The sequence below is a fragment of the Streptomyces sioyaensis genome, assembly GCF_004122735.1.
Classification (GTDB): domain Bacteria; phylum Actinomycetota; class Actinomycetes; order Streptomycetales; family Streptomycetaceae; genus Streptomyces; species Streptomyces sioyaensis.
This window is the reverse complement of the sequence record NZ_SDIF01000011.1, coordinates 71,545-85,842: the sequence shown is the minus strand read 5'-3', so window position 1 is coordinate 85,842 and position 14,298 is coordinate 71,545. Positions and strand designations below refer to the sequence as shown.

The window sequence follows — 14,298 nt, the reverse complement described above, 5'->3', positions numbered from 1 at the left end:
GGTGGCCGGTGCGGGGCCGTCGCGCCGGCCTCAGCCGTTCTTGATGCGGTTGGTCAGCTCGGTGACCTGGTTGTAGATCGAGCGCCGCTCGGCCATCAGCGCGCGGATCTTGCGGTCGGCGTGCATCACGGTCGTATGGTCCCGGCCGCCGAACTGCGCGCCGATCTTCGGCAGCGAGAGATCGGTCAGCTCGCGGCACAGATACATGGCGATCTGGCGGGCGGTCACCAGCACCCGGCTGCGCGAGGAGCCGCACAGATCGTCGATGGTCAGCCCGAAGTAGTCGGCCGTCGAGGCCATGATCGCGGTCGCGGTGATCTCCGGCGCGGCGTCTTCGCCCCCGGGGATCAGATCCTTCAGCACGATCTCGGTCAGCCCCAGGTCCACCGGCTGCCGGTTGAGCGAGGCGAACGCGGTGACGCGGATCAGCGCGCCCTCCAGCTCACGGATGTTGCGCGAGATCCGGGACGCGATGAACTCCAGCACCTCCGGCGGCGCGTTCAGCTGCTCCTGGACCGCCTTCTTGCGGAGGATCGCGATCCGGGTCTCCAGCTCGGGCGGCTGGACGTCGGTGATCAGACCCCACTCGAAGCGGTTGCGCAGCCGGTCCTCCAGAGTGACCAGCTGCTTGGGCGGCCGGTCACTGGAGAGCACGATCTGCTTGTTGGCGTTGTGCAGCGTATTGAAGGTGTGGAAGAACTCCTCCTGCGTCGACTCCTTGCTCGCCAGGAACTGGATGTCGTCGACCAGCAGGATGTCCATGTCGCGGTAGCGCTTGCGGAACGCGTCCGCCTTGCCGTCGCGGATGGAGTTGATGAACTCGTTGGTGAACTCCTCCGAGCTCACATACCGCACCCGGGTGCCCGGATACAGACTCCGTGCGTAGTGCCCGATCGCATGCAGCAGGTGGGTCTTGCCCAGCCCCGACTCCCCGTAGATGAACAGGGGGTTGTAGGCCTTGGCAGGCGCCTCGGCGACGGCGACCGCGGCGGCGTGCGCAAAGCGGTTCGAGGCACCGATGACGAAGGTGTCGAAGAGGTACTTCGGGTTCAGCCGCGCGGTCGGCTCCCCGGGGCCGGTCGCCGGCGCCGGCTGGGCCGCGAGCGGGCTGGGCGCACCGCTGGGTGCCGGAAGGACGGCGCCGGGGCCGGAGCCGGGAATGCCCGAGCGGCCACCGTGCCCGCCGGGCTGGTGCTCGGAAAGATCGCGGCGCGGCTGGTCGTAGCGGGAGCGTGGATCGTCGGAGTGCTGTGACGGCCCGCCGCGGTCGGGCGCCTGCCCGCGGTAGTCGTTCTGCCGCTGCTGGTGCTGCGCTACATGGGACGACGGGGAGGCGTACGGATCGCGGTCGGGGAAGCCGCCCAGGTGCTGCTGCCAGCCGTAGTCGTCGCGCGGGCCGGGGCCGCCGGCCATGGGGGAGTGCTGCGGCCAGCCGCCGGGCTCGTGCCGGGGCTGTGGGTAGTCCGGATAGGCGGGCCGGACACCCGGCAGGTCGTCGCCCTGGCGCCCGTAGCCCTGCCGGCTGTCGTGCCGGGGCTCGTAGCTGTCGTACTGCTCATGCTGTGGCGACTGACGCGACTGCTGGTGCGACTGCTGAGAGTGCGGGGCCTGCTGCTGCGGCTGGTGCTGAGGCGGCTGGTGCTGCTGGGGGGCAGCGGGAGCGGACGGTGCCGCGGGCTCCTCGGAGGAGTCGTCGACGGTGATCGCGATCCGGACCGGGCGGCCGCACTCATGGCTGAGGGCCTCCCCGATCAGTGGCGCCAGCCGTCCCTCGAGCACGCCCTTGGCGAATTCATTGGGCACGGCGAGCAGCGCGGTGTCGGCGACCAGCGCCAGCGGCTGGGTGCGCTTGAGCCAGTCCTGGTCCTTGGGCTTGAGGCCGTCGGCCTCCGCACGAAGGAGATGATCGAGTACCCGCGGCCACACTGCGGCAAGATCGGCAGGGACATCAGCCACAGGGCACGCTCTCTCACAGTCCCACGAATGTGTGATTCTCAGGACGGGCGGGAAGGAATCGGAGTTCAGCCACGGTAGTCAGGGCGGGCCTGGGTATTCAAGTTGTTGTCCACAGGCTGTGCATAGTGTGTCCCGGCGCGGGGCCGGCAGGGGCTGCCGAGGAGCCGGTTTGACCGGATGGCGTAGCCGCGCGTACCGTGACCAGGTCGAGTTGTCGATGGCTGCTGCCGCCTGCCTCCGATGGGCAAAGATCACGCTCGAGTGATCGTGTAGCGGTGCACTTAGGCGTTGCGAGCTACTCGTGGGCGCACGGTGACAGCCAGTCGACGCCCCACATCTGTCTCTCCTTGAGACAACAAGCATTCCTGGAGCCCCCGAGTGAGCAAGCGCACCTTCCAGCCGAACAACCGCCGCCGCGCGAAGACCCACGGCTTCCGTCTGCGCATGCGGACCCGTGCCGGCCGCGCGATCCTCGCGTCCCGCCGTGGCAAGGGTCGCGCCCGTCTGTCTGCCTGAGCAGCCTGAACCTAGGTCCATGACGTGCTGCCTACCGAGCATCGGCTGAGGCGGCGCGAGGACTTTGCGACCGCGGTACGCCGGGGACGCAGGGCCGGGCGCCCGCTCCTTGTCGTTCATCTTCGCAGCGGTGCAACGGACCCGCACGGGTCGGGGGAAAGTGTTCCCCCGGCACGTGCGGGTTTCGTCGTGAGCAAGGCAGTTGGCATCGCTGTCGTCCGGAACAAGGTCAAGCGCAGGCTCCGCCATCTCGTGCGCGACCGGCTGGACCGGCTCCCCGCCGGTAGCCTGGTTGTCGTACGGGCCCTGCCCGGTGCGGGTGATGCGGAGCACGATCAGCTGGCCCGCGACCTGGACGCCGCCTTCGAGCGGCTGCTGGGAGGGGTGCCGAGAGGCTGCAATCCCCCGGGGTCTGCGACCGGCAGCAGCCGCGCCGCAGGCTCCCGGAACCCCGGACGGGACCCGGGAGGGAGCGCACAGTGAAGTACCCGCTGCTGCTTTTGATCAAGATCTATCAGTGGACCATCAGCCCCCTGCTGGGACCGGTCTGCAAGTACTACCCGTCGTGCTCGCACTATGGCTACACGGCCATCGACCGGCACGGCGCGGTGAAAGGGACTGCGCTGACAGCCTGGCGCATCCTGCGGTGCAATCCGTGGTCGCTCGGGGGCGTCGACCACGTCCCTCCCCGGAAGCGTCCGGTTTGGCATCAGCGGCTGAGGAGCCGCCTGGGCGGGCCCACCGTCCCTGAGCCTGTCGCCCAGCCCGAGACTCAGCCCAACGCCCAAGGAGCCTGATTCGTGGACACGATCCTCGGTCCCCTCTATATCGCTGTTTCCTGGATCATCGTCCAGTTCCACTCGTTCTACAGCCTCATCTTTGACAAGGACAGTGGCGCGGCGTGGGGTCTGTCCATCGTCTCGCTGGTGGTGCTGATCCGTATCTGCCTGATCCCGCTCTTCGTGAAGCAGATCAAGTCGACGCGGAACATGCAGGCGCTCCAGCCGAAGATGAAGGCGATCCAGGAGCGCTACAAGAGCGACAAGCAGCGCCAGTCCGAAGAGATGATGAAGCTCTACAAGGAGACGGGCACCAACCCGCTCTCGAGCTGTCTCCCGATTCTGGCCCAGTCGCCGTTCTTCATCTCGCTGTACCAGGTTCTGAGCCACATCGCGCAGAACAAGACGGTCGGCGTCATCGACCAGCCGCTGCTGGAGAGCGCGCAGAAGGCGCACATCTTCGGTGCCCCGCTGGCGGCGAAGTTCATGGACAGCGCGGAGAAGATCCAGAGCCTCGGCGCTTCGGTGCTCGACGTCCGCGTGGTCACGATCATCATGATCGTCCTGATGTCGGCGTCGCAGTTCTACACGCAGCGCCAGCTGATGACCAAGAACGTCGACCTCACGGTGAAGACGCCGTTCATGCAGCAGCAGAAGATGCTGATGTACGTCTTCCCCATCATGTTCGCCGTCTTCGGCATCAACTTCCCCGTCGGTGTTCTCGTCTACTGGCTGACCACCAACGTGTGGACCATGGGCCAGCAGATGTTCGTCATCCGTCGTAACCCGACGCCGGGCAGCAAGGCGTTCGCCGAGCGTCAGGAGCGGCTGCGGGCCGCCGGCAAGCTCGTCGAGGACCCGGCCGAGGTCGCGGCGAAGCAGGCCGCCGAGGAGGCGCGCCACAACCGTCAGCAGCCCAAGCGCCAGACGAAGGCCAAGCGGCAGACCGGCGGCGCCCCGGCCGGCGGTGCGCAGAGCCGTACGCGGGCCGGATCCGCGGCGCGTGGCACGGACGCCGGCACGGCGGGCTCTGGTCAGGGTGCCGGGAAGAAGCAGTCGCTGGAGAAGAAGGACGCGCAGGGCGGCAAGGAGAAGGGCGGCGCCTCCGGGTCCCGCACCACCAAGTCCGGACAGCGCAAGGGCCAGCAGCCCAAGCACCCGTCGAAGAAGTAAGAAGGAGTCCCTTTCGTGACGGACACGACCCCTGCCGCCGAGGGCACCGACACCCTGACCCGCCTGGAACAGGAAGGCGAGATCGCGGCCGACTACCTCGAGGGCCTGCTGGACATCGCGGACCTCGACGGCGACATCGACATGGATGTCGAGGCCGACCGTGCCGCCGTGTCGATCATCAGCGACTCGACCAGCCGTGACCTGCAGAAGCTCGTGGGCCGCGACGGTGAGGTGCTGGAGGCGCTGCAGGAGCTGACCCGGCTGGCCGTCCACCGCGAGACCGGTGACCGCAGCCGTCTGATGCTGGACATCGCCGGCTTCCGGGCGCGTAAGCGTGAGGAGCTCGCGGAGATCGGTGCGAAGGCGGCCGAGGAGGCCAAGGGCACCGGTGAGCCGGTGAAGCTCGACCCGATGACGCCCTTCGAGCGCAAGGTCGTCCACGACGCGGTGGCCGCCGCCGGGCTCCGGAGCGAGTCCGAGGGCGAGGAGCCGCAGCGCCGAGTGGTCGTCCTCCCGGCCTGACCGCTCAGCGCTCCCGTTTTTCTTTGGCCCCGTCTGCTCGCAGGCGGGGCCAAAAGTTGTCAGCGTTCTGTGTTATCCCGGGTGGTTGACCCGGGTTCCCGGCAGGAAAAGCAGTCCAAAGGAAGGGCGGTTCCCGTGACGGAGGCAGCAGCGGAGCTCCCTCCTCCGCCGAAAGCGGCGGAGGAGGTATTCGGCGAGCGCTTTGCGGAGGCCGTGCGGTACGGCGAACTGCTCGCCGACGCCGGCGTGACGCGAGGGCTCATCGGCCCGCGCGAGGTGCCGCGCCTGTGGGAACGGCATCTGTTGAACTGCGCGGTGCTCTCCGAGGTGGTGCCCGAGGGCGTCTCGGTCTGTGACGTGGGCTCGGGGGCGGGGCTGCCCGGCATCCCGCTCGCTCTGGTGCGCCCGGATCTGAAGATCACGCTCCTGGAGCCGCTGCTGCGACGTACGAACTTCCTTCAGGAGGTCGTCGAGCTGCTGGGGCTGGACCATGTCACGGTCGTGCGTGGCCGGGCCGAAGAGGTCATGGGCAAGCTTCCTCAGGTGCATGTGGTGACGGCGCGCGCGGTGGCTCCGCTCGACCGGCTGGCCGGCTGGGGCGTTCCGCTGCTGCGTCCGTACGGAGAGATGCTGGCGCTCAAGGGCGATGCCGCGGAGGAGGAGCTCAAGGGTGCCCGGGCGGCGCTGAGCAAGCTCGGCGTGGTGGAGACCTCGGTGGTGCATGTCGGCGAGGGCATCGTGGATCCGCCCTCGACCGTCGTGCGGGTCGAGGTAGGTGAGAGCCCGGGCGGAGTGCGCTTCGCGGCGAAGCGGGCGAAGGCGGCCCGTGCGAGCCGGGTGTCGAGGGGTCGCCGACGTTGATGCCCGAGTGATACAGATCAGCACTGATTGAGGCGCGGAGTCTGCCGGTCCGTGAATGGGGATCGGCAAATTCCGTAAATGCCACCAAAACGACACAAGACGGAGTGTCGCGGCTCATTCAGACGTGACGCTGGCATCGTGTTTCACGTGAAACGTCGTTCTCTGCTGCAAGGGATCATCGGCCGTGGTCGTGCGGCCGCCGCGCCGCGCGACCGCAGGCCCACAAGGGTCACGGAAGTATCCACAGGAGTGGGTTCGTCCACAGGAGAACGGACCTCACTGGTTCACGACACCGAAAGCATGGCAGGCTCTGAACATTGCGAGCCCTCTGTCGAGGAGAGTGAATCCTTGCGGTCCGACGCCAACATCGCGGGACCGATGACCGATCCGGTCCCCGGTCCCCGTAGTGAGTCGTTCGGGGACGACGTTTCACGTGAAACGCCGCCCCCGATGGACGACACCCCGATCGGTCGTGCAGCTCAGCTGGCGGTGGAGGCACTTGGCCGCGCGGGTGAGGGGCTGCCCCGGCCTGAACAGACTCGGGTCATGGTGGTTGCCAACCAGAAGGGCGGGGTCGGGAAGACCACGACCACGGTGAACCTGGCGGCCTCCTTGGCTCTGCACGGCGCACGCGTGCTGGTGATCGACCTTGACCCCCAGGGCAACGCCTCGACGGCGCTGGGGATCGACCATCACTCCGAAGTGCCGTCCATCTATGACGTTCTGGTGGAGAGCAAGCCGCTCTCCGATGTGGTGCAGCCGGTCGTGGATGTGGAGGGCCTGTTCTGTGCGCCCGCCACGATCGATCTGGCCGGCGCGGAGATCGAACTGGTCTCGCTGGTGGCACGCGAAAGCCGGCTGGACCGGGCCATCAAGGCGTATGAACAGCCGCTGGACTACATCTTCATCGACTGCCCGCCCTCTCTCGGTCTGCTGACGGTCAACGCTCTGGTTGCCGGCGCCGAGGTGCTGATCCCGATTCAGTGCGAGTACTACGCCCTTGAGGGGCTGGGCCAGCTGTTGCGGAATGTCGACCTGGTGCGGGGACATCTGAATCCCGCGCTCCATGTCTCGACGATCCTGCTCACCATGTACGACGGGCGCACCCGGCTGGCCTCTCAGGTCGCCGATGAGGTGCGCAGCCACTTCGGCCACGAGGTGCTCCGTACGAGCATCCCCCGGTCGGTGCGCATCTCCGAGGCACCCAGCTACGGGCAGACGGTGCTCACCTATGACCCGGGATCCAGCGGCTCGCTTTCCTACCTCGAAGCGGCCCGGGAGATCGCATTGCGTGGGGTCCCGCAGACCGGGGGCCAGGGCCTCAGCGTGAACTATGAAGCACAGCACAGCATCTCGGAGGGGACGCAGTGAGCGAACGACGTAGAGGCCTGGGCCGTGGGCTCGGTGCGCTGATCCCCGCAGCACCGCAGAGCACGGACCATGTCGGAACCGCAGGACAGGGTGCGACGTCACCGTCCGCCGTACCGGTCTTGACCCCGGAGCGAGGAGTAGCGGCCGCCAAGGTGACCTCGCTGCCGGCGCACGGTGTTTCACGTGAAACGGAAGCACCGGCCGGGAGGGAGACATCGGAGACGGGCGTCTCGGAAGTATCCGGCGCGCACTTCGCCGAGGTTCCCCTGGATGCGATCAAGCCGAACCCCCGCCAGCCGCGCGAGGTCTTCGACGAGGATGCCCTTGCCGAGCTGGTGACCTCCATCAAGGAGGTGGGTCTGCTCCAGCCGGTGGTGGTCCGCCAGACGGGACCGGGGCGGTACGAGCTCATCATGGGCGAGCGCCGCTGGCGGGCCTGCCGTGAGGCCGGCCTGGAGAAGATCCCCGCGATCGTGCGGGCCACCGACGACGAGAAGCTGCTGCTCGACGCGCTGCTGGAGAACCTCCACCGGGCACAGCTCAATCCGTTGGAAGAGGCAGCTGCGTACGACCAGTTGCTCAAGGACTTCAAGTGCACCCATGACGAGCTGGCCGACCGGATCGGGCGTTCGCGTCCGCAGGTCTCCAACACGCTGCGGCTGCTGAAGCTCTCGCCGTCCGTACAGAAGCGGCTTGCCGCCGGTGTGCTTTCCGCGGGACACGCCCGCGCGCTGCTGTCCGTGGAGGACTCGGACGAGCAGGACCACCTTGCCCGCCGCATTGTTGCGGAGGGGCTCTCGGTCCGTTCGGTCGAAGAGATCGTGACACTGATGGGGACGACACCCCAGAGTGCGAGCAAAGCCAAGGGGCCCCGTGCGGGTACTCGGGTGTCCCCCGCGCTCACGGGTCTCGCCTCCCGGCTGTCCGACCGCTTCGAGACCCGGGTGAAGGTCGATCTGGGGCAGAAGAAGGGAAAGATCGTCGTCGAGTTCGCCTCGATGGATGATCTGGAGCGCATCCTTGGCACCCTCGCCCCTGGTGAGGGGCGCGTCCTGGGCCAGACACTGGCCGAGGAGAGCCACGAGGACGAGTGAGCTGACCCCTCGGTCCTGGGCGGGCCGTGTTCCGGAGTCGATACCGGAACACGGCCCGCCCTTTGCTCTCTTGCGGTACCGGTGCCCGTAAAGGCTGGTTACGATGCGTTCGGGTATGGCACGCATCCATGTGGAGACACCTCATACCGAGGAGAGGGCCATGCGATCGGTGAGCCGCACCGGACTGTTGGCCGCGGGGTTCAGCCTCGCAGCCGTCGGAGGATTCGTTGGAGGACTGCTCAGAGAGCAGGCGGCACTGACGGTGCTGCGCGGTGCGGCAGGCGAGGGAAGTGAGGACCTGGGTTCATGGGCCGTCGGTTCGTACCGCTCACGCTGGACAACCTTCCGGATCTCCCCAAGCGCTGCCGCTCCTGTGTCTTCTGGGAGCTCGACCCCGTCAGCGGCGAGGCCGCGGTAAAGGCGGGTCGCCCCGAGCTGGAGAAGGAAGCCTGGATCTCGGCAGTACTGCTGGAGTGGGGGTCCTGCGGGCGGGTGGTCTATGTCGACGAGGTGCCCGTGGGCTTCGTGATGTACGCCCCACCGGCTTATGTGCCGCGCTCCACGGCCTTCCCCACGAGCCCGGTATCGCCGGACGCGGTGCAGCTGCTGACGGCCTGGCTCATTCCCGGCTACCAAGGTCAGGGGCTGGGACGGGTGATGGTGCAGACGGTCGCCAAGGACCTCATCCAGCGCGGCTTCAAAGCCATCGAGGCCTTTGGCGATGCCCGCTGGAGCGAGCCGGCATGTGTGCTGCCCGCTGATCATCTCCTTGCGGTGGGCTTCAAGACCGTACGCCCTCACCCCCGCTTTCCCCGGCTTCGCCTTGAGCTGCGGAGCACCATCTCCTGGAAGGAAGACGTCGAGCTGGCGCTCGACCGTTTGCTGGGAGCTGTGCAGAAGGAGCCCGCGCTGCGGCCGCTGTGAGGCGCTGTTTCCCGTGAAACAGAGAACGGGCCCACCCCCTCGTGGGGTGAGCCCGTTTCCCGTGAAACGTGACGGCGTGCGTCAGGCGAGGTAGTCCTCCAGGTCGCGCACGATCGCGGCCTTCGGCTTGGCGCCGACGATGGTCTTCACGACCTCGCCGCCCTGGTAGACGTTCATCGTCGGGATCGACATGACGCCGTACTTGGCGGTGGTCGCCGGGTTCTCGTCGGTGTTCAGCTTGGCGATGACGATCTCGTCATGCTCGGCGGCAATGGCCTCCAGGGACGGGGCGACCTGGCGGCACGGACCGCACCAGGTGGCCCAGAAGTCCACGAGAACGGGCTTGTCGCTCTTGAGGACGACCTCTTCGAAGTTGTCGTCCGTGACGGTCACCGTGGCGCCGGCCATGGCAATCTCCTTACTGGGTGGGTGGTGGGAAAGCTGGGTGCGAGGATCAGACGGTGGCGGTCTTGTCCGGCTCGGCCGTCGCCTCGCCGTCCGACAGCGCAGCGAGGAACCGCTCGGCGTCGAGGGCGGCGGAGCAGCCGGTGCCGGCCGCGGTGATCGCCTGGCGGTAGGTGTGGTCAACGACATCGCCGGCGGCGAAGACACCGGTCAGGTTGGTACGCGTGCTGGGCGCATCGACCTTGAGGTAGCCGTCGTCGTCGAGCTTCAGCTGCCCCTTGAACAGTTCGGTCCGCGGGTCATGGCCGATCGCGATGAACAGTCCGGTGACGGGAAGCTCGGCGGTCTCGTCGGTCTTGAGGTTGCGCAGCGTCAGGCCCGACAGCTTGCTCTCGCCGTGGATCTCGGCGACCTCGCTGTCCCACACAAACTTGATCTTCGGGTCGGCGAAGGCACGCTCCTGCATCGCCTTGCTGGCGCGCAGGGTGTCACGGCGGTGGACGACCGTGACCGACTTGGCGAAGCGGGAGAGGAACGTGGCCTCCTCCATCGCGGTGTCGCCGCCGCCGATCACGGCGATGTCCTGGTCCTTGAAGAAGAAGCCGTCGCAGGTGGCGCACCAGGAGACGCCGCGGCCGGACAGCTCGTCCTCACGGGGCAGACCGAGCTTGCGGTGCTGGGAGCCGGTGCTGACGATCACGGTCTTCGCGCGGTGCACGGTTCCGGCGGAGTCGGTGACGGTCTTGATCTCGTCGGAGAGGTCGACCGCGATGACGTCGTCCGGCACCAGCTCGGCGCCGAAGCGCTCGGCCTGGGCGCGCATGTTGTCCATCAGGTCCGGCCCCATGATGCCGTCGCGGAAGCCGGGGAAGTTCTCCACGTCGGTGGTGTTCATCAGCGCGCCTCCGGCGGTGACAGCACCTTCGAAGACGAGCGGCTTCAGGGACGCGCGGGCGGTGTAGAGCGCTGCGGTATAGCCCGCGGGCCCGGAGCCGATGATGATCACGTTGCGGACGTCGCTCACGGGTGTCTTCCTTGTCTCTGCCGACTGCTTGCTGGGGCTCTCGGAATCTCTCACCCCACCCAACGGATCCTACGGGGCGAGCATTCCCGGAGTGTCACAGTGCACGTCTCGTCACTCAGTCTCGCTGGTACGAGTGCGTCAGCAGGACCTTTCCGGGAGCGGGTGGTGTGGCGGAGACGCACGAGGACGCGATGACATACGCAGAGACACGCTTCGTGTCGGCCGGGTCCGGCAGCACCACGAGGTAGGCGTCCTTGCCCTGGTAGCGGGTGTGGCTGGACGCGAGCGGAGCTTCCGGACGCCCGGTTCCCTGGCGTACACACGACGGAACGGTGTCGGCACTGCCGCGCAGGGGGCTGTCGGGGGAGCTTCGAGTGCCGAGGTCCGGGGTCTTGTGCGAGCCCTTGGCCGCGAGCAGATCGTGGACATGTGAGCCAAGGTTGGCGGCGGTCAGGTCGCCTGCCGCAGTGGTGCTCTTCTCGGTGGTGGCATGGGGGTGGGGGGTGCTTGCCTGGGTGCCGTCGAGAGCGGCGTTCTGGAGAAGGAAGCCACCGAAGCTCAGGACCGCCGCGGCCGCTGCGGTCCCGAGCAGGATCCGGGGCCAGCGCCGAGCACGGGAGGAGCGACTCCCCAGCGATGGCCGACCCGGACCCGAGGAGCCCCGGGGGCGCCCGGCGGGCCGGGTGGGCGGCGTGGCGCGGCTGGGCGGCTCGTCCTTGGTTTCACGTGAAACGGTGACCGGAGCGGCGACTGTTTCACGTGAAACAGTGACCCTGCCGGCGGGAGCAGTGGCATCCAGCAGCGCCTCGGCCGCGAGAGCGGCATCGATGCGACCGGCGACATCGGCCGGCATCCGCACCGGGCCGGGGAGTGTGCCCAGCAGCGCCCGGATCTCCTCCAGGGAGGCGTAGACGTCCGCACACAGTGCGCAGGTGGCGAGATGGTGGCGCAGATCCGCGGTGCGGGTGGGGGACAGCAGCCCGTCCGTGAGGTCGGAGATCTCGGCGACCTCCGGGTGCTCAGTGGGGTGCTCCCCCGTGCCGGTAGTCGATGTCACGCTCGCCCACCTCCGCCCTTCACGGCACCTGTGTCCTTCGGTCCTGCCGTCGGTGGGACGGATGTCCCCTGCGCCCGGTTCCTTCCCCCGCTCGCGGCATTGCTACCCCCGTCGTCGCCGCGCAGATGGGTGACCAAGGGAAGGAGTCGAGCACGGCCCCGTGCACAGCGGCTTTTCACCGTTCCGGTGGGGATATCCAGAATCTCTGCGGCTTCCGCGACGGGGTAGCCCTGCATATCGACGAGGACCAGGGCGGCACGCTGCTCCTCGGGGAGGGTGCGCAGGGCACCGAGCAACTCGCGGTGCAGGTCCTCACGCTCGGCCGGCACCGCGGCGGATTCCTCAGGTTCGAGAAGCTGCTCCAGCCGCTCGGTCTCGGCGACGGGCGAGGTACGCCGAGAGGCGGCCTTGCGGGCTCGGTCCAGACACGCATTGACCGTAATGCGGTGCAGCCAGGTGGTGACGGCGGACTGGCCGCGGAACGTATGGGCCGCGCGATAGGCGGACACCAGGGCGTCCTGTACGGCGTCGGCGGCATCTTCACGGTCCCCGAGGGTGCGCAACGCCACCGCCCAGAGCCGGTCGCGATGGCGCCGGACGATTTCCCCGAACGCATCGGGGTCGCCGGCAACGTGGCGGCTGAGGAGGTCTTGATCGCTGCAGTCGTCCAGCGAGCTCATGAAAAGACCCCCTCCCTTTGGGACTGACTTGATCTCACCAAGATCGTTCCTCGGTCGCAAGGCCCGCCGCACAGCTTATGGCACTACTTCGACCCTGTCTGGGGCCACATAGCAACCTGGCGCCGAACCGCGTGGGTTCGGCGCCAGGTCTCTGCGCAGTCAATGCATCGCTTGCCGGGTCAGCGGCGACTCAGCCGGTGACCTTCACATCGGAAATTCCGCCTCGGAACCAGCCGGACTCCCCGTCGCTGGGCAGCGCGGTGATGTGGATCAGGACGTACTGGGTCTTCACCGGCTTGTCCAGCTTCACCGTCAGCTTGTCTCCGGCCTTCGACGACGTCGCGAGCCGCTGGGAGAAGTCACTGAGAGAGGTCGGATTCGATGCGGAGGGGGCGGCGGCCAGAATCTCTGCGGTCTGGCCCGGGCGGTACATGCTGACCTGCACGCCGGAAACGTCCTTGGCGCTACCAAGGTCTATGACGACGCCGCTGCCGTCCTTGCGGTTCGGCAGGTTCCCGAAGTTCGGCCACCCCTTGAACCGCTTGGTGATCCACGCGGTCGACGGGTCGCCGTCCGCCGCGGCGGAGGCCTTGTCCCCGGAGAACGCCTCCCCGAGCGGGGAGAACTCCGTGGCACCGGCGATCGGCAGGGGCTTCGCGGGCTTCTTCTTGGCGCCCTGCTGCGGCTGGGAGTTCTGCGGCTCGTCCTGATCGTGCTCCCGCTTCAGCAGCGTGTCCGCCAGCTGCCAGCTGCCCAGCCCCAGCGCCGCGATGAGCAGGGCGGAGACGGACCACTTCAGGGCCCGGCCGGTGCGGCTCTGCAGCGGGGGCGGAGGCGTGGCGACCGGCTGCGTCTGCCGGGCGGACGGGCCGTTGTGGACCGACGTCTGCCGGTGACTGCCCTGCTGGTACCCCGTGCGCTGGTACGGCGGGGGCGTGGTGAATGCCGTCTCCGGGGGCCGGATGCGCGGCATGGTTGCGACGGCCTTGGCCAGTTCCTCGGGGGTGGTGCAGGGCTGTTCCTGGCGGGAGGCCGTGGCGCCATCGTTGATCAGAGCGCGCATGGCGAGCTCGGACAGCCCGCGGTGCACGCCGGCCCGCACCTGGTCGGGCGCGATGAGCCCGACGCCCTTCGGCAGGCCGGTGAGGCCGTGGGCGTCGTTCTCGTACGGCCAGCGCTGGGTCAGCGCGGCGTAGAGCAGCGCGCCGATCGCTTCCGTGTCCGTGCGCTGTGGGTGCTCGCAGGTGATGCCGCGCAGTGCTGCCATGACGGCCAGGCCGCGGATGCGGTACTGCCCGGACTCCGTCCGCAGCACCGAGCCGGGGGTGATCCGCAGATGGGACAGCCCCTCGCGGTGTGCGGCGGCCATGGCCTGGGAGACCTGGCTGACGAGCTGGTAGGCGTCGTGCGGCTCCAGCGGGCCGTTGGCGAGCACCGTGGTGAGCTCGGTGGCGTCCGGCAGCCACTCGTGGACGACATAGACGAGGTCGTTCTCCTCGACGGCGTCCAGGACCTGGACGAACCGTGGGTCGCCGAGCAGTGCCGAGGAACGGGCGGCGGACAGCACCGGCCGGGCCCGTGGGTGTTCGGCGGGCAGGATGTGTACGCCGACGGCGCGGCGCAGCTTTTCGTCGACCGCGCGCCAGCTGCTGAATCCGTCCAGACGGGTGACGCACTCCTCGAGGCGATAACGTCTGGCAAGCTTGTGGCCGCTGTGCAGTTCCGGTGGCTGGGCTTCGATCGCCTCGGCACGCTCCTCGTCGGTGCCTGCGGCGTCGTTTTCCCTGCCGGATACCTTCTCGGCCTTAGCACCGTCGTCCGTGGCCTTACCCGCCTTGGCGGTCAGCGGTTCTTCACCGCTCGTGTCAGCCACGTCGACGGCAGCCGTGCTCCGTTCCGCCACCGTCGTTCCTGCCTCCCCATCCGTTGCAGGCTC

Annotated in this window: 14 protein-coding genes and 1 pseudogene; 9 read left to right on the top strand and 6 right to left on the bottom strand. The window is 68.1% G+C overall.

All coding sequences use genetic code 11. The features are described 5' to 3' along the window. Nucleotides 1-30: 30 nt before the first annotated feature. The gene (dnaA, locus tag EST54_RS06385) at nucleotides 31-1,956 is read right to left on the bottom strand and encodes a chromosomal replication initiator protein DnaA (RefSeq protein WP_129245882.1); all 1,926 of its coding nucleotides are present in this window, start codon (nucleotides 1,954-1,956) and stop codon (nucleotides 31-33) included. Nucleotides 1,957-2,334: 378 nt separating this feature from the next. On the opposite strand from dnaA, the gene rpmH reads away from it, so the two are divergent. The 9 genes and pseudogenes from rpmH to EST54_RS06340 all read left to right on the top strand — a co-directional run bounded on the left by rpmH (nucleotide 2,335) and on the right by EST54_RS06340 (nucleotide 9,196). Further along, nucleotides 2,335-2,472 (top strand): 50S ribosomal protein L34, encoded by a 138-nt coding sequence (gene rpmH / locus EST54_RS06380; protein WP_003949374.1) that lies wholly within the window; start codon nucleotides 2,335-2,337, stop codon nucleotides 2,470-2,472. Nucleotides 2,473-2,496: 24 nt separating this feature from the next. After that, nucleotides 2,497-2,865: pseudogene (rnpA, locus tag EST54_RS06375) on the top strand (ribonuclease P protein component); the annotation flags it as partial. Nucleotides 2,866-2,951: 86 nt separating this feature from the next. Next, a complete protein-coding gene (gene yidD, locus EST54_RS06370; RefSeq protein WP_006604423.1) occupies nucleotides 2,952-3,269 on the top strand; it encodes a membrane protein insertion efficiency factor YidD in 318 nt (105 codons plus the stop codon). A gap of 3 nt (nucleotides 3,270-3,272) precedes the next feature. After that, complete coding sequence (gene yidC, locus EST54_RS06365) at nucleotides 3,273-4,424, top strand: membrane protein insertase YidC (RefSeq protein ID WP_129245878.1); 1,152 nt, start codon at nucleotides 3,273-3,275, stop codon at nucleotides 4,422-4,424. A 15-nt stretch (nucleotides 4,425-4,439) separates the two neighbouring features. Continuing rightward, nucleotides 4,440-4,946 carry a Jag family protein gene (locus tag EST54_RS06360; RefSeq protein WP_129245876.1) on the top strand — a complete coding sequence of 169 codons (507 nt, stop codon included), beginning with the start codon at nucleotides 4,440-4,442 and terminating at the stop codon, nucleotides 4,944-4,946. A gap of 135 nt (nucleotides 4,947-5,081) precedes the next feature. Beyond that, complete coding sequence (rsmG, locus tag EST54_RS06355; protein ID WP_129245874.1) at nucleotides 5,082-5,807, top strand: 16S rRNA (guanine(527)-N(7))-methyltransferase RsmG; 726 nt, start codon at nucleotides 5,082-5,084, stop codon at nucleotides 5,805-5,807. A 300-nt stretch (nucleotides 5,808-6,107) separates the two neighbouring features. Beyond that, nucleotides 6,108-7,178: an AAA family ATPase gene (locus EST54_RS06350; protein WP_093484167.1), complete on the top strand. Its 1,071-nt coding sequence runs from the start codon at nucleotides 6,108-6,110 to the stop codon at nucleotides 7,176-7,178. Further along, complete coding sequence (locus EST54_RS06345; protein WP_129245872.1) at nucleotides 7,175-8,272, top strand: ParB/RepB/Spo0J family partition protein; 1,098 nt, start codon at nucleotides 7,175-7,177, stop codon at nucleotides 8,270-8,272. The genes EST54_RS06350 and EST54_RS06345 overlap by 4 nt, the downstream gene beginning before the upstream one ends. 306 nt (nucleotides 8,273-8,578) lie before the next feature. Continuing rightward, complete coding sequence (locus EST54_RS06340; protein ID WP_093484169.1) at nucleotides 8,579-9,196, top strand: GNAT family N-acetyltransferase; 618 nt, start codon at nucleotides 8,579-8,581, stop codon at nucleotides 9,194-9,196. 81 nt (nucleotides 9,197-9,277) lie between these two features. Here the strand turns inward: EST54_RS06340 and trxA are convergent, their stop codons facing one another. The 5 genes from trxA to EST54_RS06315 all read right to left on the bottom strand — a co-directional run bounded on the left by trxA (nucleotide 9,278) and on the right by EST54_RS06315 (nucleotide 14,265). Continuing rightward, nucleotides 9,278-9,604 (bottom strand): thioredoxin, encoded by a 327-nt coding sequence (gene trxA / locus EST54_RS06335; RefSeq protein WP_006604416.1) that lies wholly within the window; start codon nucleotides 9,602-9,604, stop codon nucleotides 9,278-9,280. 46 nt (nucleotides 9,605-9,650) lie between these two features. Beyond that, nucleotides 9,651-10,625 carry a thioredoxin-disulfide reductase gene (gene trxB / locus EST54_RS06330; protein WP_129245870.1) on the bottom strand — a complete coding sequence of 325 codons (975 nt, stop codon included), beginning with the start codon at nucleotides 10,623-10,625 and terminating at the stop codon, nucleotides 9,651-9,653. 115 nt (nucleotides 10,626-10,740) lie between these two features. Continuing rightward, on the bottom strand, nucleotides 10,741-11,682 hold the full coding sequence (locus tag EST54_RS06325) for an anti-sigma factor family protein (RefSeq protein WP_129245867.1): 942 nt from the start codon (nucleotides 11,680-11,682) through the stop codon (nucleotides 10,741-10,743). Continuing rightward, a complete protein-coding gene (gene sigM, locus EST54_RS06320; RefSeq protein WP_129245865.1) occupies nucleotides 11,679-12,362 on the bottom strand; it encodes an RNA polymerase sigma factor SigM in 684 nt (227 codons plus the stop codon). The genes EST54_RS06325 and sigM overlap by 4 nt, the downstream gene beginning before the upstream one ends. 190 nt (nucleotides 12,363-12,552) lie before the next feature. Beyond that, nucleotides 12,553-14,265 carry a protein kinase family protein gene (locus tag EST54_RS06315; protein ID WP_129245863.1) on the bottom strand — a complete coding sequence of 571 codons (1,713 nt, stop codon included), beginning with the start codon at nucleotides 14,263-14,265 and terminating at the stop codon, nucleotides 12,553-12,555. Nucleotides 14,266-14,298: the final 33 nt, after the last annotated feature.

Excerpts from the sequence above, each read along its gene's own strand:
- EST54_RS06350 (WP_093484167.1), top strand. The coding sequence starts at position 6,108 with ATGGCAGGCTCTGAACATTGCGAGCCCTCTGTCGAGGAGAGTGAATCC.
- EST54_RS06340 (WP_093484169.1), top strand. The coding sequence starts at position 8,579 with ATGGGCCGTCGGTTCGTACCGCTCACGCTGGACAACCTTCCGGATCTC.
- trxA (WP_006604416.1), bottom strand. The coding sequence starts at position 9,604 with ATGGCCGGCGCCACGGTGACCGTCACGGACGACAACTTCGAAGAGGTC.
- sigM (WP_129245865.1), bottom strand. The coding sequence starts at position 12,362 with ATGAGCTCGCTGGACGACTGCAGCGATCAAGACCTCCTCAGCCGCCAC.